This is a genomic window from Gluconobacter sp. (genome assembly GCF_047722525.1).
Classification (GTDB): Bacteria; Pseudomonadota; Alphaproteobacteria; order Acetobacterales; family Acetobacteraceae; genus Gluconobacter.
Genome location: NZ_JBDNYY010000004.1, coordinates 103,209 through 121,109, shown reverse-complemented (window position 1 = coordinate 121,109; position 17,901 = coordinate 103,209). Strand labels below are relative to the sequence as shown.

Annotated in this window: 21 protein-coding genes, 1 tRNA gene and 1 pseudogene; 11 read left to right on the top strand and 12 right to left on the bottom strand. The window is 61.8% G+C overall.

Annotated elements, in window-relative coordinates:
* Nucleotides 1-12: 12 nt before the first annotated feature.
* From pqqE to pqqA, 5 genes are all read right to left on the bottom strand, one after another.
* Entirely contained in the window at nucleotides 13-1,083 is a 1,071-nt protein-coding gene (gene pqqE / locus ABF859_RS05505; RefSeq protein ID WP_415526775.1) for a pyrroloquinoline quinone biosynthesis protein PqqE, read from the bottom strand.
* Nucleotides 1,080-1,370 carry a pyrroloquinoline quinone biosynthesis peptide chaperone PqqD gene (gene pqqD / locus ABF859_RS05500; protein ID WP_415526774.1) on the bottom strand — a complete coding sequence of 97 codons (291 nt, stop codon included), beginning with the start codon at nucleotides 1,368-1,370 and terminating at the stop codon, nucleotides 1,080-1,082. The genes pqqE and pqqD overlap by 4 nt, the downstream gene beginning before the upstream one ends.
* Complete coding sequence (gene pqqC / locus ABF859_RS05495; protein WP_415526773.1) at nucleotides 1,367-2,086, bottom strand: pyrroloquinoline-quinone synthase PqqC; 720 nt, start codon at nucleotides 2,084-2,086, stop codon at nucleotides 1,367-1,369. The genes pqqD and pqqC overlap by 4 nt, the downstream gene beginning before the upstream one ends.
* The gene (pqqB, locus tag ABF859_RS05490) at nucleotides 2,083-2,997 is read right to left on the bottom strand and encodes a pyrroloquinoline quinone biosynthesis protein PqqB (protein WP_415526772.1); all 915 of its coding nucleotides are present in this window, start codon (nucleotides 2,995-2,997) and stop codon (nucleotides 2,083-2,085) included. Before pqqB ends, pqqC begins: the two co-directional genes overlap by 4 nt.
* A 116-nt stretch (nucleotides 2,998-3,113) precedes the next feature.
* Complete coding sequence (gene pqqA, locus ABF859_RS05485; protein WP_415526893.1) at nucleotides 3,114-3,194, bottom strand: pyrroloquinoline quinone precursor peptide PqqA; 81 nt, start codon at nucleotides 3,192-3,194, stop codon at nucleotides 3,114-3,116.
* A 185-nt stretch (nucleotides 3,195-3,379) separates the two neighbouring features.
* On the opposite strand from pqqA, the gene ABF859_RS05480 reads away from it, so the two are divergent.
* Both ABF859_RS05480 and gmk read left to right on the top strand, forming a co-directional pair.
* Nucleotides 3,380-4,639 carry an AI-2E family transporter gene (locus ABF859_RS05480; protein WP_415526771.1) on the top strand — a complete coding sequence of 420 codons (1,260 nt, stop codon included), beginning with the start codon at nucleotides 3,380-3,382 and terminating at the stop codon, nucleotides 4,637-4,639.
* Nucleotides 4,640-4,845: 206 nt separating this feature from the next.
* Nucleotides 4,846-5,472, top strand: coding sequence for a guanylate kinase (gene gmk, locus ABF859_RS05475; RefSeq protein WP_415526770.1), 627 nt, complete (start codon nucleotides 4,846-4,848; stop codon nucleotides 5,470-5,472).
* Here the strand turns inward: gmk and ABF859_RS05470 are convergent.
* The gene (locus tag ABF859_RS05470; RefSeq protein WP_415526769.1) at nucleotides 5,462-6,406 is read right to left on the bottom strand and encodes a slipin family protein; all 945 of its coding nucleotides are present in this window, start codon (nucleotides 6,404-6,406) and stop codon (nucleotides 5,462-5,464) included. The genes gmk and ABF859_RS05470 overlap by 11 nt on opposite strands.
* Before the next feature lie 34 nt (nucleotides 6,407-6,440).
* The gene (locus tag ABF859_RS05465; protein ID WP_415526768.1) at nucleotides 6,441-6,848 is read right to left on the bottom strand and encodes a GntR family transcriptional regulator; all 408 of its coding nucleotides are present in this window, start codon (nucleotides 6,846-6,848) and stop codon (nucleotides 6,441-6,443) included.
* A 160-nt stretch (nucleotides 6,849-7,008) separates the two neighbouring features.
* Between ABF859_RS05465 and hisG the strand changes: the two genes are divergently transcribed.
* From hisG to ABF859_RS05420, 9 genes are all read left to right on the top strand, one after another.
* Nucleotides 7,009-7,734 (top strand): ATP phosphoribosyltransferase, encoded by a 726-nt coding sequence (gene hisG, locus ABF859_RS05460; protein WP_415526767.1) that lies wholly within the window; start codon nucleotides 7,009-7,011, stop codon nucleotides 7,732-7,734.
* Nucleotides 7,734-9,026 (top strand): histidinol dehydrogenase, encoded by a 1,293-nt coding sequence (hisD, locus tag ABF859_RS05455; protein ID WP_415526766.1) that lies wholly within the window; start codon nucleotides 7,734-7,736, stop codon nucleotides 9,024-9,026. Before hisG ends, hisD begins: the two co-directional genes overlap by 1 nt.
* 70 nt (nucleotides 9,027-9,096) lie before the next feature.
* The gene (locus tag ABF859_RS05450) at nucleotides 9,097-9,537 is read left to right on the top strand and encodes a hypothetical protein (protein WP_415526765.1); all 441 of its coding nucleotides are present in this window, start codon (nucleotides 9,097-9,099) and stop codon (nucleotides 9,535-9,537) included.
* Nucleotides 9,538-9,664: 127 nt separating this feature from the next.
* Nucleotides 9,665-10,951, top strand: coding sequence for a DEAD/DEAH box helicase (locus ABF859_RS05445; RefSeq protein WP_415526764.1), 1,287 nt, complete (start codon nucleotides 9,665-9,667; stop codon nucleotides 10,949-10,951).
* Nucleotides 10,952-11,147: 196 nt separating this feature from the next.
* Nucleotides 11,148-11,366, top strand: coding sequence for a translation initiation factor IF-1 (gene infA / locus ABF859_RS05440; protein ID WP_007282896.1), 219 nt, complete (start codon nucleotides 11,148-11,150; stop codon nucleotides 11,364-11,366).
* Between the two features lie 13 nt (nucleotides 11,367-11,379).
* Nucleotides 11,380-12,036, top strand: coding sequence for a Maf family protein (locus ABF859_RS05435; RefSeq protein ID WP_415526763.1), 657 nt, complete (start codon nucleotides 11,380-11,382; stop codon nucleotides 12,034-12,036).
* Complete coding sequence (locus tag ABF859_RS05430; RefSeq protein WP_415526762.1) at nucleotides 12,033-13,076, top strand: ribonuclease E/G; 1,044 nt, start codon at nucleotides 12,033-12,035, stop codon at nucleotides 13,074-13,076. The genes ABF859_RS05435 and ABF859_RS05430 overlap by 4 nt, the downstream gene beginning before the upstream one ends.
* Nucleotides 13,073-13,252: a DNA gyrase inhibitor YacG gene (locus ABF859_RS05425; RefSeq protein ID WP_225198185.1), complete on the top strand. Its 180-nt coding sequence runs from the start codon at nucleotides 13,073-13,075 to the stop codon at nucleotides 13,250-13,252. The genes ABF859_RS05430 and ABF859_RS05425 overlap by 4 nt, the downstream gene beginning before the upstream one ends.
* Before the next feature lie 60 nt (nucleotides 13,253-13,312).
* Nucleotides 13,313-13,388 (top strand) — tRNA-Phe (locus ABF859_RS05420).
* 139 nt (nucleotides 13,389-13,527) lie between these two features.
* Here the strand turns inward: ABF859_RS05420 and ABF859_RS05415 are convergent.
* The 5 genes and pseudogenes from ABF859_RS05415 to ABF859_RS05395 form a co-directional block, all read right to left on the bottom strand.
* Nucleotides 13,528-14,067: pseudogene (locus ABF859_RS05415) on the bottom strand (tyrosine-type recombinase/integrase); the annotation flags it as partial.
* Between the two features lie 446 nt (nucleotides 14,068-14,513).
* Complete coding sequence (locus tag ABF859_RS05410) at nucleotides 14,514-14,786, bottom strand: helix-turn-helix transcriptional regulator (RefSeq protein WP_415526761.1); 273 nt, start codon at nucleotides 14,784-14,786, stop codon at nucleotides 14,514-14,516.
* Nucleotides 14,783-16,051 carry a phage portal protein gene (locus tag ABF859_RS05405; protein ID WP_415526892.1) on the bottom strand — a complete coding sequence of 423 codons (1,269 nt, stop codon included), beginning with the start codon at nucleotides 16,049-16,051 and terminating at the stop codon, nucleotides 14,783-14,785. Before ABF859_RS05405 ends, ABF859_RS05410 begins: the two co-directional genes overlap by 4 nt.
* A gap of 59 nt (nucleotides 16,052-16,110) precedes the next feature.
* Entirely contained in the window at nucleotides 16,111-16,653 is a 543-nt protein-coding gene (locus ABF859_RS05400) for an HK97 family phage prohead protease (protein ID WP_415526760.1), read from the bottom strand.
* A 3-nt stretch (nucleotides 16,654-16,656) separates the two neighbouring features.
* Nucleotides 16,657-17,901, bottom strand: coding sequence for a phage major capsid protein (locus ABF859_RS05395; protein ID WP_415526759.1), 1,245 nt, complete (start codon nucleotides 17,899-17,901; stop codon nucleotides 16,657-16,659).

The following is a 17,901-nucleotide window of genomic DNA, read 5'->3' as shown; positions in this document are numbered from 1 at the left end:
CCCGTTCGCAGATCAGAAACGCCGGTACAGAAGTTCCGGCTTTTCCGGTACTCCGGTCGCGGCCTGTTCCACAATGTTGTGAAACGGCGACAGGCTGCAGACCGGATCGGTATTTGCCGCATTCCCTGTCAGGGCAAACGCCTGACAGCGGCATCCGCCCCAGTCCCTTTCCTTGCGTTCGCAGGACCGGCAGGGTTCAGGCATCCAGTCTGTCCCGCGGAACATATTGAACAGGGACGAGCCGTTCCAGATTTCGGACAGGGTTACGTCCTTCACATTCGGAAATGAAACATCCGGAATGATCTCGGCCGCATGGCAGGGCAACACGCGGCCAGATGGTGTGACATTCACGAAACGCTGGCCCCACCCGCCCATGCAGGGCTTGGGCCGGTCTGCGTGATAGTCGGGCGTGACATAATCAATGGAGAGCCCCCCTTTCGCGCGCTCCGCTTCCACGGCGCGTGTGGACTCTTCCAGTTGGTCTCTGCTTGGCAGAAGCGCATCGCGGTTTTTCAGACCCCAGCCATAATACTGGGTATGCGCGATCTCGACCCGCCCCGCTCCCAGATCGCGCGCGAGTGCGAACATCTCCGGGACCCGGGCAACATTTTCCCTGTGTATGACAAAATTGAGCGTCATCGGAATACCGGAAGCCCGGATAAGGCGCGCCGCCGCGATCTTGCGGTCCTGAGCGCCCTTGAGGCCACCAATACGCTCGGCCCCTGCTTCCGTCACATCCTGGAAGGAAAGCTGGATATGATCCAGCCCCGCCCTGTCCAGGGCCTCCAGCTTTGCTTCGTCCAGCAGGACACCGGATGTAATCAGATTGGAATACAGGTTGAGACGCCGGGCGACGGAAACGAGTTCGACCAGGTCAGGCCGGACCATGGGTTCGCCGCCGGAGAAATGGACCTGCAGAACGCCCAGTTCCGCAGCCTGCTCCAGCACGGAACTCCAGCTGGCCGTGTCGAGTTCTGCCGTTTTGCGTTCGAGTTCCAGCGGATTGGAGCAGTAGGGGCAGGCAAGCGGGCATCGATGCGTCAGTTCAGCCAGAAGGCTCATCGGCGGCGAAGGAAGTGTCATGTGTGCAGGACGTTCTTTTCTGTCAGTTCAGAAAGAAGCGCGAGGACATCCTTCACAATGACCTCACGCGGGGCGGAAAACTGTTCTTCAAGCTGCTGGATGATCCCGCCGACGCTGCGTTCCCCGTCCAGCAGCCGCAGAATATGCGGCGCGGCGCCTTCAATCACAAATGCTTTTTCAGGTGCCTGTATGATCCACAGGTCCCGCACGCGATCATGCTGGAGCCGGTGGCCGCGGGCGAAGGAGAGGACCGTCTCCTCCGTCACGATATGGGGTGCCTCCGTCATGGAACAAAGGCGCCCGGCGGAATGTGCCCTTCGACATAGGCGTAGTCGAGCGCATCCAGCATCGTCCACAGGACGGAGCACTTGAACTCCAACGCACCGAGAACCTCTTTCTGCTGCTCGGGCGTGCGGGCGTTTTCGCGGACATAAGCGAGCGCGAAATCCGAATCCCGCGGGGCCTGGGTCAGACGGGGCGTGAAATAGGCCAGCGTCTTTTCCGACACGAAATCGTAGTGACGCAGCATCCCGGAGACGCGCTCGCTGATGATCGTGGGCGAGAACAGTTCCGTCAGTGACGACGCAATAGCCGCCAGAATCGATTGGTCCCGCACGAAGTTCACATAAGCATCGACCGAGAAGCGCGTCGCCGGAAGCAGGCCATCAAGGCTTTCCACATAGTCGCGGTCGAGCCCCAGACCATCCGTCAGCATCAGCCAGCGCGCGACACCGCCCGTTCCGGGTTCCGTGCCGTCATGATCCTCGATCCGGCGGCGCCATTCGCGACGTAGTTCGGCCGTAGGAAGGCGCGCAAGCAGGGTCGCGTCCTTGGCCGGGATGCGGGCCTGATAATAATAGCGGTTCAGCGCCCAGGCCTGGACCTGCGCCTTGTCGAGCCTGCCGTCATGCAGTTTGCGGTGAAACGGATGCCGGTTGTGATACCGCTCGGCACCGATCTGGCGAAGCCTTGCTTCAAGCTGGTCAGGCGTAAGGAGCGTCATGGGGTGTCCAGTCTGAAAGTCATACCGTCTTCCGCAACCGTCCATCCGGCGCGTTCGACGTCTTTGCGTTCGGGGCTGTCTTCGAACAGAATCGGATTGGAGTTGTTGATATGAATCAATACCTTGCGAGGTTTTGTACAGGGTGTGAAGCACTCCACCGGGCCACCTGCATCATTGACCGAGACATGCCCCATCCGCTGTCCGCTCTTCGGGCTCAGCCCGGCACGGATCATTTCATCATCCCGCCACAGCGTCCCATCGAAGAACACGAGATCGGCCGCGGCCACCCGCTCCACGATGTCCGGGGTAATCTGCGCGCAGCCGGGAATGAAGAGCAGTGTCTTCTTTCCATCCGTGATGGACAGGCCGAGCGTTTCATCGGGGCGTGAGCCCGCAGCTTCCGCGTAGAGGGGCGCCTTTCCCGGAACAGCGAAAGCCGTGAGCAGAAGGCCGGACGGGATGCCGTCCTTGTTCATCAGGGACGTGGCTTCGTCGAGAACAAGCGGAACACGCGGGACGATTTCGGGATCGAGCGCGCCGAAGATGGGATTGTCCGCAAGCTGCTGGAGAGTCGATTCGCTTCCCATCAGCGTGAAGGGCTCACGCTCACGCAGCGTCAGAAGCCCGGTCACGGCATCAATTTCGCCGCAGGTCAGCACAACGCCCTGAATGGGCGTACCCCGCAGGCTGCCCTGATGATGCAGGGCCGGCGTGTTGATGATCTGTTGCCGAAGATCGGGAGAGGCATTGAGAATGAACCAGCGCTTTCCGTCAGCACTGACGGCGATGGAGGCCTGGGTCCGGGCTTTTGCGCCCTGTCGCGTGCGGGCGGCCACACAGCCGGGTGCCGCGGAATTCCACTGCGGAAAACCGCCCCCTGCCGCCGCGCCAAGCACGATGACATCAATCATTTTTCATAAACCGTCTGACTGGGGCGCAATGAGGCGCCCATGAACGAAAACGGCCGCCCCACAAGGGAGCGGCCGTGCCATTTTTTCCTCACAGGATGGGTCCCGGAGGATAAGGCTTATTTCTTCTCGCCGCAGACATACGAGTTGATTTCTGCGCCCAGCGGGATCTCGGTAACTTTCGGTGCATTCCAGGCCATGAGTTTTCTCCTTGTCTACGATGACCGGCAGAAACACGGACGACACATGCATCCACCGGCAATGCTCATGATTTAGTGACCCGATGCCACTGGAGTTCAAGGGGTTTTTTGGGCAGAACACGCAACTGTGTCCTCTTGCGGATCGTTCGGTCCGTGCGCTCCGTCTTTCGCTGCAGGCAGAAAACATGTCCGGCCGTCCCAATGCGTCTTCCGCCGACCCTGCCTGTTCCCCTGGCGCATCTTCTTCCGGAAAAACTGGCGAAAGACTGGCTCCCGACGGCGATTTTCCGGACCCGACCCTCGACCGGAACCTGCTGCGCGAACATCTGAACATCCGGGACATGTGCGTCCTGATCCTGACGGTCCTGGCCGTATTCTATTCGCTGTATTTCACGGCGCCGATCCTGCTGCCTTTCGTCTTCGCGCTCGTGCTGAACCTGCTCATGATCGCGCCCATGCGATTCCTGACCCAACGCCTGCGCCTGCCCCGGCATCTGGCCGCCCTCATGCTGATCGTCATGATGTTCGGAATCGTGGGCGGGATCGCCACGACCATTTCCGTTCCGGCTGCTGGCTGGATCTCTCGCGCGCCCCAGACCCTCCCCGCCCTGCAGAGCAAGCTGGCCGTCCTCAGCGGCCCGATCGACGTCGTCCAGCATGATTACATGCGCCTGTCCGCCGTGTTCAGCGGCCATTCAGGCAGCACACACGCCACCCGGGGCGTGGCAGGGACGATCAGCGGGGAAAGCGCCCTCTCCCGTCTGGGCTCTTCCGTTCTGGCCGGCACGCGAGAACTGGCAGGCGGCTTCTTCTCGATGCTGCTGATGCTGTTCTTCCTCATGACGGAAGGCGATACGCTCCTGCGCCGCTGCGTCGAGATCATGCCGACTTACGCCAAGAAGCGGCGCCTCGTGGAGATGGCGACGCAGATCGAGCAGAACGTCTCGCTCTACCTCGTGACGATCACGATGATGAATCTGGGTGTGGGGCTGGTGAACATGATCCAGTGCTGGGCGACCGGCATGCCCAACCCGCTTCTGTGGGGCGTGCTAGCTTTCCTGCTGAACTACATTCCCATCATCGGGCCGCTGACGGGTGTGGTCGTCTATTTCGTGGTCGGGCTCTTCAGTTTCCCCTCCCTGCTTTACGCGCTCCTGCCGCCGTCGATCTACCTGCTGATCCATGTGCTGGAAGGCGAGACCATCACGCCCATGCTGCTGGCCCGCCGCTTCACGCTCAATCCTGTTTTCGTCATGGGCTCGCTGCTGTTCTGGGACTGGATGTGGGGCATCTCGGGCGCCTTCCTGTCTGTGCCAATGCTCGCGGTTTTCAAGATCGTCTGTGACCATATCGAAGTTCTGGCGCCGCTCGGCCATGTGCTGGGCGGCCCGACACGCAGGACGATCAGCAGTGCCATTGTTGCGCAGCTTCAGTCCGAACCGTGAGGATCGGGGCATTGCCCCGCGCCCCACAAAGGGGCTCGCCCCTTTGATCCCGTTTGTAAATTCATGGGTTCAAAGGGACCGCGTCCCTTTGCGGGTTTCAGGGCAGCGCCCTGAACAAGCCCTGAATATCTGGCCAGAACCGCCCCATTCACGCTAGACGCTTCGGCAGAACATTCCTGTCCGGTTCATTATTCCAAGGAGACCCCATGACCCAACTGCCCCGCCGTGGCGTCTGTCTGGTAATCTCGGCCCCGTCTGGCGCGGGCAAGTCCACCATTGCCAACGCCCTGCGCGCTTCGGAGCCCACACTGCGCCATTCTGTCTCGGTCACGACGCGCGGTCCGCGCCCGGGGGAAGTCGAGGGGGTGCATTACCATTTCCGGGATATCGCGGAGTTCCGCCGCATGGCCGCAGATGGCGAGCTTCTGGAATGGGCTGAGGTCTTCGGACGGGGTTATGGGACGCCGCGTGCGCCGGTCGAAGAGGCGCTGGATGCCGGCTATGACATGGTGTTCGACATCGACTGGCAGGGCCATCGTCTGCTGCGCGCGGCCCTGCCGGACGATGTCGTAAGCCTGTTCGTCCTGCCGCCGTCTCTGGAAGAGCTGGAACGCCGCCTGAACAAGCGGGCGTCGGACGATCCTGCAGAAATCGCCAAGCGCATGAAGGCCGCGCTGGACGAGATTTCCCACTGGTCCGAGTTCGATCACACGATCATCAACTCGGAACTCGATACCGCCATCTCGCAGGCGCGCTCCGTCCTGACAGCCGCTCGGCTCTCAACACGGCGTCAGCGCAATCTGCTGGATATGGTCGCCAGCTTCAGTCGCTGACCTCGCCGGCGGGGGCACCCGCCTCCGGCTGGACCGTCTGCATCGCGGCGGCGAAAGCGGTGGCGGTGGTCATCGAATCCGCCATGGTGGTCGGCATCAGAATGGTGGTGCCGCGGTTCTTGTTCATCTCGAAGATGCGGTTGATCTGAAGGATCTGGAGCGCGATCGGTGAGGCCTCGTAGGTCTTCGCCGCCAGCGCCAGTTCATGCGCCACTTCCCGCTCTGCCGAAGCCAGCGTGACGCGAGCCGCACGCTCGCGCTCGGCCTGAGCCTGACGGCTCATGGCATCCTGAAGACTGTCGGGAAGCTGCACGTCGCGGATCTCGACGGCCTGAACCGTGACACCCCATTCGCGGGTCTTGATCTCGATGAGGTCCCGCAATTCCCCGTCAATGCGCCGCCGGTCTTCCAGCAGTGTGGCCAGATCCGAACTGCTCACCACCTCGCGCAGGGTCGTCAGCGCGACCATCGAGACCGAACCTTCATAGTTGTCGAGCTCCGTGATCGCCCGCAGCGGATCATGCACCATCCAGAACACGACAGCATCCACATCCACCGGCGTCGTATCGCGCGTCAGGGTCTGTCGCGTATGAACCGGCACCGTGCGGATGCGCTGGTCCACCACGGCATCTATCTGATCGAGAAATGGCACGATCAGGAACAGGCCCGGGCCACGCAGGCCCTGAATTTTCCCGGCCCGCAGGACCAGAACGCGCTGCCAGGAATTGCACATCCGCAGCGACATCATCACCAGCAGCCCCAGAACCAGACCACCGATCACCCAGCCCGGCGCTTTCGTGAGGGCCGTCAGACCGGCACCGACGAGCAGGATCGCACCCGCGATGGATGCCGCGACTGTATTGACCGGCAGGCGCGACCGGTTTCCTGCGGACCGCAGCGGCGCAAGGGACGGGAAAACAGGAAATTCCGGCATGGACATCAGCCTTTTGAAACGCCGTCTTTCGGCATCAGGGGTTGGACAGACAAAGGAGATCACGCATGGCCTGAAGAACCGCTTCGGGCTCCAGACCCAGCGCCTGACACCGGGCGATCGTGGAGGCGGCAAGATCCCGGATATCCGCCGCCCGGCGCTCTTCATCCGGGGGGGGCGGCCGGTCGCTGACGAAACTGCCCCGCGCCCGGAAGGTCTGGATGGCGCCCAGACGTTCCAGCTCGGCATAGGCCCGCTGCACGGTGTTGAGGTCCACCCGCAGATGAACGGCCAGGGCACGCATGGTTGGCAAACGGTCTCCCGGACCAAGAAGGCCCGAGCCAATGGCCGCCAACACGCGTTCCCGAAGCTGGACCCGCAGCGGCAGACCGCTCGTATCCGACAAAGGCGTGGGAAACAGAAATGTTTCTATGTTGGCAGACATGCATATAAGATTGAGTGAGGATGCTTCCGGACGTCAAGAAAATTCGCGTCCGGCCCACACCGAGGCTGGAAATTCCTTTGGGGAACTTGGGAAGACTCCGGCTTCGTGATATGGCCTGCCGTTCTCTCAGTGGCTGCGGACGGCAAGGGAAAGACACTTCATGACAGCGCCCCAGAACGGGACCGGAAACGGCCTCCAGACCGGAGCGGACCTTGCTGTCCGCAGTGATTCACCGCTGATTCTGGCCCTGCCGAAAGGACGCATCCTCAAGGCGCTGGCCCCCGTGCTCAGCCGCACCGGCATCGAACCCGATCCGGATTGCCTGACGGAAAGCAGCCGCCGCCTGCGCTTTGGCACATCCGATCCGAATCTGGATGTCGTGCGGGTGCGCTCTTTCGATGTGGCAACCTTCGTGGCCTATGGCGGGGCCGATATCGGCGTCTGCGGCGCGGATGTGCTGATGGAGTTCGACTATCCGGACATCTATGCCCCGCTCGATCTCGGCATCGGCGGCTGCCGCATTGCCGTCGCCCGCCCGAAGACCATGACCGAAGACCCCGCGACCGGTCAGTCCCGTCTGCGTGTCGCCACGAAATACCCGACCATTGCCCGCCGTCATTTCGCCTCCCGCGCGATCAACGCCGAGATCGTGCATCTGAACGGTGCGATGGAACTGGCGCCGACGCTGGATCTGGCGAGCGTTATCGTCGATCTGGTCGATACCGGCTCCACGCTGCGCGCCAATGGCCTGATGGAAACCGAGACCATCGCCCATGTCACGAGCCGCCTGATCGTCAACCGCGTCGCGCTCAAGACCCGTCCTGAGGAAATCAGTGCCCTGATCGAGCGTTTCCGCGCCGCCCTGAACACGGAGGAAGCCGCCTGATGAAACGCCTCGACACCTCCGCAGCCGGGTTCTCCGAAGACTTCGCAACACTGCTTGCCGCCCGGGGCAGCGAAGAGCGCAGCGTGGCCGAGCCGGTCCGTACCATCCTCGCCGATGTGCGCAGCCGGGGCGATGAAGCCCTCTGCGATTACACTGCCCGCTTTGATCGCCTGACACTGCCTGCTGAAAAGCTGCGGATCAGTGCGGAAGAAATCGCATCCGAAGCCGCGCGCGTCCCTGCTGACCTGATGGACGCCCTGCGCACCGCCGCCCGCCGGATCGAGACGTTCCATGCCGCCCAGATGCCCAAGGATCTGGACTTCACGGATGAAGACGGCATCCGCCTCGGCATGCGCTGGACGCCGCTGGATGCGGTGGGGCTGTATGTTCCGGGCGGCAAGGCGGCCTATCCGTCTTCCGTGCTGATGAACGCCCTGCCCGCCCGCGTGGCGGGTGTGAAGCGGCTCGCCATGTGCGTGCCTTCCCCGGACGGTGTGCTGAACCCGCTGGTTCTGGCAGCCGCACAGCTTTGCGGCGTTACGGAGATCTATCGGATCGGTGGCGCGCAGGCCGTGGGCGCCATGGCGTTCGGAACGGACCTCATCGCGCCGGTGGACCGCATCGTCGGGCCGGGCAATGCGTTTGTTGCGGAAGCCAAGCGGCAGGTCTTCGGCCATGTCGGCATCGACAGCATCGCCGGACCGTCCGAAGTCGTGGTCGTGGCCGACGGGCAGAACGATCCGCGCCTTGTTGCGCTCGATCTTCTCGCTCAGGCCGAACATGACGAGCAGGCCCAGGCCATCCTCATCACGACGGATGCCGCCTTTGCCGACCGCGCGGCCGAGGCGGTCCGGACGGAACTTGAAACGCTCCCCCGCACCGCTATTGCTTCGAAAAGCTGGGACGATCATGGCGCGATCATTGTGGTACGCTCGCTTGAAGAAGCCGCCGAGATCGTCAATGCGCTGGCACCCGAGCATCTGGAAGTCATGCTCGACGCCCCGCGCGAGTTCTCGTCCCTGATCCGCCATGCAGGCGCGATCTTCATGGGTCGCTACTGCCCCGAAGCTGTGGGCGATTACGTTGGTGGCCCGAACCACGTCCTGCCGACCAGCCGTACGGCGCGCTTCGCGTCTGGCCTGTCGGTCTTCGACTTCATCAAACGTACCACGACCATCGAAGCCGACGAAGCCGGTCTGCGCCGGATCGGCCCGGCTGGCGTGGCGCTGGCCACGGCCGAGGGACTGGACGCCCATGCGCTCAGCCTGTCGGTCCGGCTGGAGAAACACTGAGTCCGGAGCAGGCCTGCTTGACCCGTGAGCCCCTGCAGGCTCTGCGGGGATGAACGTGAGGAGATCAGTCATGGCCCAGTTATCGATCGGTGATCGTGTTTCGGACCTGAAGGGAACGCATGACGGGAAGCTGGTCGATATCGACGGCGCCACCGGCTATGTGGAGCAGGCCAATGGCGTGGAAGTCGAATTCCCGCTGAGCCAGCTCAAGCCTTACGAGCCTCCGAAAATAGCGGAAGAACGCACCCTCTCCGGCCCCCTGCGGGACCGGCTTCTGAATCCCGCGCAGAGAGCCCTTCTGGCTTCGGTTCCCGCCTCCCTCCTTGCTGCAATCGCGAAAAGCTACGATGCGGGCAGTGACGGCCCGGGATCACGGCCACCCTTCGCGGCCCTCCCGGAATCAAAGCGCCTTGAGGCCATCCGGATCTATCTGCCCACACTGCCGCAGCGACTTCTGGCATCACACATGTCGCTGGTCGTCGCCATGCGCGATATTTCCAAACTCTCCTGACAGACCGGGTCCCGAAGCTCTTTCGTTGCGTTGACGGCGGGAGGCATCATTCGTACAAGCCCGTTTTCTGAATCCGCGAAGCCCCATCAGGCGCAGCTTTACTCAGCGCCGGAGGCGCCGCTTCATCATGTCCCCGACTTTTGCCGATCTCGCCCTTGCGCCTACGCTTCTCCGCGCTTTGAACGATGCGGGTTACGTCAAACCCACGCCCATTCAGGCCCAGTCCATCCCGCTGCTTCTTGAAGGCCGCGATCTGCTCGGGCTGGCTCAGACCGGCACCGGCAAGACGGCCTCTTTCGCGCTGCCCCTGCTGCACCGGCTTGCCGAAACGCCGCGCCCTGCGCCCAGGAACGGCGCGCGCGTTCTGGTTCTGGCCCCCACGCGCGAACTGGTCTCCCAGATTGCGGACGGGTTCGAGAGCTTCAGCCGTCACCAGCCGGTGCGCGTCACCACGATTTTCGGCGGCGTGAGTCAGGTTCATCAGGTCAAGGCGCTTGAAGACGGCGTGGACATCATCGTCGCCGCACCGGGACGCCTGCTGGACCTGATCGAGCAGGGCCTGTGCGATCTGTCGCAGCTTGAGGCGCTGGTGCTGGATGAAGCCGACCAGATGCTGGACATGGGCTTTGCCAAGCCGATCGAACGCATTGTCGCAACGCTCCCCGCAGACCGGCACACGGTACTGTTTTCCGCAACGATGCCGAAGTCCATCGCAGCCCTCGTCGAGAGCCTCCTGCGCGACCCGGCAAAGGTCGAGATCGCACCACCGTCGAGCACCGTGGACCGGATCGCGCAGTCGGTCATGTTCCTCAATGCATCCGACAAGAAAGCGGCTCTTCTCGCGCAGCTCCGGACACCGGGTATCGGTCAGGCCGTTGTCTTCACGTTGCAGAAGAACATCGCCAACGACGTCTGCACCTTCCTGACGGAGTCAGGCATCACGGCCGAGGCCCTGCACGGCAACCGGTCGCAGGGTCAGCGCGAGCGGGCGCTGAACGCGTTCCGTGAAGGCGACGTGCAGGTTCTGGTGGCGACCGATATCGCAGCGCGCGGCATTGACGTCGATACTGTCACGCATGTCATTAACCACGATCTGCCGAGCCTGCCGGAAAGCTATGTGCACCGGATCGGCCGCACAGGCCGCGCGGGCCGCAGCGGTTTCGCCATCACGCTGTGCGATGCCGAGCAGCGCGCCTGGCTGCATGCCGTAGAGCGTGAGATCGGCCGGACGCTGGACGTTCATGACAGTCATGAATGGCACTCGGAAGAGGCCCGGAACTCCACCATGCGCCCGCCCGTGCTCGGCGGCGGTCCGGTCAAGCAGGTCAAGCCGCAGAAAACACGCGAGCGCCGCGTCTGGACCGAAGAGGAAAAGATGGCTGCTCGCGCCGCGGCGGCTGCCAAAGCGTCCTGAACAGACCCTGTCGTGCTGTCTGAGAGGGCGGCACGACGTCGGAGCGCCAAAAAACCGCAAGAATCCTCGGACAGGGACCGGTCATGCTTGACCTTTGGGCTGACAGTCCGCACATAGCGGAACTGGATTTTCAGGCTCCGCACCGGAGCCACTGCCGCGCGCAGATCATTACCCTGTCCCTGAAGCAAGGATTCACATGTCAAAAGAAGACCTGATCGAGTTTACCGGCACCGTCATGGAACTGCTCCCCAACGCCATGTTCCGCGTCACGCTCGACAACGAGCATACCATCCTGGCCCATACGAGCGGCAAGATGCGTAAGAACCGCATCCGCGTTCTGGCCGGCGACCGCGTGAACGTCGAAATGACGCCGTACGACCTGTCCAAGGGCCGGATCACGTTCCGCTTCAAGTAAGACCGTCCGCCGCATGACCTCCTCCCCGTCTTCCGCAGAAGGGTCATCCGGCCTTTTGGACCGTCCGAAGCTCGTTCTAGCCTCCGCCTCCCCGCGCCGCCTGAGCCTGCTGGAACAGATCGGCATTGTGCCCGACGCCGTCGTCAGCGCCGATATCGACGAAGAACCGCGCCCCGGCGAACTGCCGCGCCCGCTCGCGCAGCGCCTCGCCCGCCAGAAGGCGGAGCATGTGGCCGCGCAGCGCACGGATGCAGCGCTCGTCCTAGGCGCAGATACGGTGGTTTCCGTTGGCCGACGCGTGCTCCCGAAAGCCGAAGATGAAAAGACAGCCCGCACCTGTCTGAAACTGCTCTCCGGACGCCGCCACAAGGTGCTGACAGCCGTGGTCCTGCGCCCGAGCGCAGGCTGGCCGCAAGGCACACCCTGCGAACGGCTGGTGGAAACCTCCGTCATCTTCCATCGCCTGACGGACGCGCAGATCGACGCCCTGATCGCGCAGGGGGACTGGCAGGGCAAGGCGGGCGGTTATGCCATTCAGGGCGCTGCTGCCGCCCATATCCGCCAGATCGGCGGCAGCTACTCCGCCGTCGTGGGGCTGCCGCTGTTTGAAACCGCGCAGCTCCTGCGCGGCCAGCCGGTTAAAAAACCTACGGGTGGCTGGATCGCATGACCGAAATCCGCGCAGCCTGTTCTCCGGGCGAAGTGCGGATTGCTGTCACGGACCATGACACATTGCTGGATGCCGCGATCTGGCGTCCCGGCTGCCCGGATGGTCTGGAAGACTGGCACGTTGTCCGCGTCCAGAAGGTCGCCCCCGCTCTGGGTGGCGCGTTCGTCCTGCTCGAAGACGGCCAGAGCGGCTTTCTTTCCACCCGCGAAGCCCTGATCGAAGGGGCCCTGACCGCAGCGCGTGTCAGCCGCGCCGCCCAGAATGGCAAAGGCCTGCGCCTGCGTCGGGCGGACATGCCCACTGAAACGCCATCCGGTCCCAAACTGCTCGAACGCGGACCAACCCCGCTCGACGAACTGGCGCACCGCTATCCGGCCACTTCGATTTTCGTGGATGACCCGGGCATTGCGGCAAAACTACCGGGCCGGCTGCGTCCACGCCTTCAGCGCTGCCAGCAGGCGTTTGACGGAGCGTTGGAAGCGGATTTCGACAGCCTCGGCAGCCCCGAGGCCGATCTGGGCCTCCTGACCGCTAGCATCTTTCCGACACCCGCTCTCGTCGCCATCGACCTCGACAGCGCGGGAGCACCCGACTTCAAGGGCAACGTCGCCGCCTTCACAGCACTGGCACGGCAGATCCGCCTGCGGAACCTCTCTGGCACGATTCTGGTCGACCCGGCCGGGGTCAAGACGCGCAAACGCCCGGCTCTGGTCCCCTTCCTGCGTGAGGCTCTGGCTGGCGATCCCCTGAAACCGGACGTCCTCGGCGCTACACCGTCCGGCCTGCTGGAACTGACGCGCCCGCTCCGCCGTCCACCCTTGCACGAACTCCTGTCCTCCCCACATGGACAGGCGCTGTCCATCCTCAGGACGATCCTGCGCGAAAACCGCCCTGGCCAGACGCTGACCGCCTCGATCAGCCTTGTCACGGCGCTGGAAAACGATCCCGAAGCCTTGGCGGATTTCATATCCCGCCGCGCCCGGCCGATCGATCTTGTCCTTGATCCCAATGCCCCACCCGCAAGCTGGAGCCTGTCATGAGCAACGCCACCTGTCCGATCTGCCATCGTCCCACCGATCCGCAGTTCCGGCCTTTCTGCTCCCGTCACTGTGCCGATGTCGATCTGGGCCGCTGGTTCAGCGGGACCTATCGGGTTCCATCCTTCCGTCAGGACAATGATGAAGAACAGGACGAATATCGCGACAGGGAGGGTTGATCCCGCCGCAATCATAAGCTAAACCCCATCTCCGCAACAGGGTCCGCCCTGAAGCTCGGTGCCCAAGTAGCTCAGTTGGTAGAGCATGCGACTGAAAATCGCAGTGTCGGTGGTTCGATTCCGCCCTTGGGCACCACATCATTTCCATTTCCTTTGAAATCAATACCTTGAGTGGCACTTTTGCCCCACTGGCTATTTTTGCCTGTTGAGTGGGACATTCCGCCTTCTACGACTCGGGCAAATGCACGCTCGGCTAGACGCTTTTGATCGGCTGCATGCGTGTAGCGCTGAACCTCTTTCAGAGACCTATGGCCCGTCACCGCAGCAATCTCATGCGCAGTGCAGCCCATCTCGGCCAGACGAACGGCCGCTGCCTTCCTCAATCCATGCGATGAGCATTGCGGCAGTCCCGCCGCATTGCACCAATCCCGGAATTTGTTGCCAAAACTTTCCGGCGTGTAAGACTTACCGCCCACTCCTTGAATGAAGGTCGCCCCAGAGATTGCACCTGGCGTCGCCTCAATAATCCGCCAGAGTTCAGGAATGACCGGTAGGGTCAAAAGCACCGGCTTGCGCTTGCCATTTTTCACTTGCGTAAAAGTCAGCGAGCCGTCGCGCACATCTTTCATGCCAAGGCGCACCGCATCGCTACGGCGCTGCCCCGTATAGAACAAAACAGCAAAGGCCAGACGCGCAGGAGAGCCGATAGGATAAAAAGCTTCGAACCTCTCAATTTCCGCCGCTGTCCAGCTATGAAAGCCTGTTCCGGTGCTTGGAATGTAAGACACTTCTCGCGCCGGATTCTTGTCCAGCATTCCGCACTGCACGCCATATCCAAACAACGCCCGCAATGCTTTGAGAATACCGTTTCCGGCTTCCGGCCGACCTGCTTTGGAATCTCGCAAAGCCGCGACATGCTTTGGCTGAAGAGTGCTGATTAAGAAGGTGCCACATCGCTCGCACAAATTGTCCAGAATGCCTCGACGGACATACTGAGTTCTTACGTCGAGCCGACCGAACACCGCCGACTGATAGTATTGGACGCACAGATCCCGAAGGCTTCCAGGAATCACAGTTTCCCGTCGTGAAGGTATAGGCTGAATCTCGCCTGCCATGGCTCGCCGGTATTCTTCATCAAATTCTGGCGTGCCAAGCATCTGACGTAACCTGATCTTTCGATGACCAGGACGCCGCAGATACAACCGCACATTTCCATGTCGATCCATATCTTCTGAGAGATATTTGTAATGTCGGACGACCTTCATAATTTCAGCACCGCATCCCACTCATTACAGCCCTCAGACGGGCCTGCAGCGCTATCGGCTTCCATCTTCACGCCGCTTAAACGCGCAGCAGAAGCCACAAGCGCCGGCCGGAACCACAAGACAATCTTGCCGAAGCGAGCCGGGCGCGGCGCATGACCTTCCTCGACCATCCGATCAAAGGTTGATTCACTCACCCCCCAGAACGCCGCCGCCGCGGATCGCCGGAGAAAAATAGGCACCAAACCGGGCGGGAGATGATCGTATTTCACGCGCTTGCCCCTTCATTTTGATGCGTGCCAGGAGCCGGAAGGCCGTCACCAGTATGGCCGGGTTTCGGCCCAAGAGACGGCATACCGGGCGCATCGGCTGGCCAGTTCGGAGCGCTACCGGTTCGCAACGCATCGCCATCAGCATGCGAAGACAGGCCAACCGCGTTGCGTGCCTCATTGGCTGTCATGATGCCGCTCTGCACTTGAGCGCAGTTAGCCGCTGCCACCGCGCTATAATTGCCACGCAGTAGGCCACCCATATCAATCAGCAGATGATACCCGGCAGGCAGGACCGCCTGGTCAAATTCAGCCTCAATCGCAGACACGATCGGCGCCAGCGTGAGCTGAGCGAAAGCCGCCAGATAAGGTGACAGATCCGCAGGAAGCCGGTCCCCTAACTGAATCAGAGGTTCTGGAACCCGAAACAGACGGCAGATTTCAGCAACGCCAAATTGGCGGCTTGAAAGAAATTCCGCATCTGCGCTGTTTAGACTGGCCTGCTTAAACGACCACCCGCCTTCAAGAAGCGGAACCTTGCCCGCGTTCAATGCGCCGGAGTAATCCAGTAGAGATGCCTTAGCCAGCTTCCGCTGTTCTTCAGTCAGGTAGGAAGGCGACGATAGATAACCTGAAGGCCGCATACCGTTTCGCCAGGTCTTTTCCGCCACCTTGGACATTTCGAGGCTTTCGCGCACGACACCAGCCGCCCGCGCCAGCACGCTTCGACCGATGAGGCCATTATCCGACCGGGCCTTAATGTGAAGCACTTCCGTATCGAGCAGACGCGGGGGCAAACCCAGAAGCTGAGTTTCAGGAGTTGAGGTCACAAGATCGAACACAAGCCGAGAATGCACGCCGATGCCAACGACTTGCGGACTAAGCCACGTCCAGGGAATAGGTGTGAGGCTGACGACAGCCCCGCGTGCATCTTTCTTGATCCACGAAACGGAATTGCCCTGCATCTGCAAATCAGCGACGACTTGCATGCAGAATGACGGCCAGCTTTGCCTCATGTTCGGGCGTGAAATCAGTTTGACGGCTGGCAATGTATCCTGAGCTGCCTGTCGCCCGTCTTCCACATCTGCGACGATAGAAGCTGGCAGGCTTGCAATCGACGCTGTTGTGATTTCGAGACAAGCAGTAACAGCGGACAGGCTTTCAGAGAGCCATGCAGGCACCGGGCCATGCGCCGTCTGCGTCGCACCTAAACCTGCGCTCACAGCACCCCAGCCGTCAGAATACCGGCCTGAAATCCGGCTTTCCATCGACAAGACAGGTTCTTTCCGCACACGACTGCGAGGCGTTGAATTCGTGAAAAAGCCCATTACAGCCTCAACATCGTCAAAACGCGGTTCCGGTATCGCTCTGCCTGGTAAATCTCACCAAGCGGACGACTACGCGGTTCCACGAAAGTTTCGGCATAAGCAGGATGCGAAGAGATGATGGAAATCTCGTGCAGCCGCGCCCCATGAATGATTCGGGTTTCTCGTCCGTGCCATTCGTCCACGGCATCAGAAAAGCCAATGCTTACGCCGCCAAGATCGCCACGCTTGGCCATGGCATACACATCCCGGCCACGTTCGGTATCTGGCAGATCAAGCGCAAAGTGCAGCCCATCGGCCCGGTCTTCGAGTTGCAAGGTGCCAGAGCGCGTGCGCCCTAGCAGCTTGGCAGCATCATGATCCTGCAACGCCAGAATGTCCTGACCATCGCAGGCCGACCGGAGCGCATGGGCTGTAAATCGTTCGGAGAAATTGCCGATCTGCGCGGGCTTGTCATAAGGCACCGCCAGGCCCCGGAGAGTAAGGCCATTCCCGGCAGGCGTCACACCTGCCGAAAAGCGCATTTCCATTGTCCCGCGCGTCATGGATCAGCCCCCAGCCGCAGCTTTAGGGGTAAGAACCGAAAATGCCTGCGGACGGCGAACCGCCACATCGGCGCTCTGGATCACCCGGATCTGCACGTTGCCGCGCTGGAAGGCTTCAGACGCATATGGATTGACCAGGATTTCTACGACACCCCACATGCCGATCAGCAGGTTCGTCCAATCACCCAGGACAAGAGAACCGGCCGGAACATTGGTGCTCCATTGTGCGGGCAGGCCCGCCAGCGTTCCATCATCCATGATGAACCCGGCACCCACCGACGCGGCCTTCGGAGTTGCCATTAGGGATGCGCGAACACCTGCACCAATCGCCCACCCATTCGGCACCGCACTGGCCGTTTCTAGATCTGTCAGGCGGGCAAGAATTTCCGGCCAGGACAAACTTCCTGCCGTGTAATCGGCATTATGTGCGGCCTGCGGAATGACACCTTTGGGCGTAAAGTTGGTGCCGTCACCTGCCAAGGCAGCGGCATCCAGCGCCTGCGCCATGACTGCCAACAGATCAGATTGGACCAGTTCCTGAGCGGCGGGGCTGGAAAGCATCAGCGTATTTCGGCTGATTTCAGCGATTGATCCACATGTCTTCGGACTCATGACAATGCCGTCATAGGCCGGATTTCCCGCAGGAAGAGGCTGGTTTTCCCCAACCCATGCCGCCTGCGCCGCAGCCGTCTGGCGAGGAATTCCGATATTGCCCGAAAGGCCATCCAGCACGACCGCGCCAAGCTGTTGCGTAATCAGGCGCGCTCGCAGAAGGCTGACGAACTGGTCCGGGCGCTGTTGTGTCGGGATCAGGCTCGCAGCTTCACCAGCGGTCCCCTGAGCGCCAGTCGTCAGCGTTGCGCGGGTTTCCAGATTAGGCGTGAGGTCCACCAGAATGCCGCCCGCCTGTGGCTTCTGGCCTGTACGACGCTCGATCTCGGCAGACATTTCACGCGCCCGCCCGGTCCGATCATCATCCGTGATCCCGCGTACCTGGGCACGAACTGCATCGACCAGAGTGAAGCTGTTGCGCGCGCGCTGGTAATGAGCATCGCCAGACAGCGAAACCCCCGGAGCCGAACGCGCTAGATCGTCCAGGGCGCGTTGGCGGGTTTCACGAGCCTTGAGCGAATTGGCTTCCGTTTCCAGGTCAGACCAACGCTTGTCGATCTCCGGGCCGCTCTGCCCCTTAATTGCTTCCATATCCGCTAACACGGAAGAGAGAGTGCGTTCTGTGCGTACCGTCAT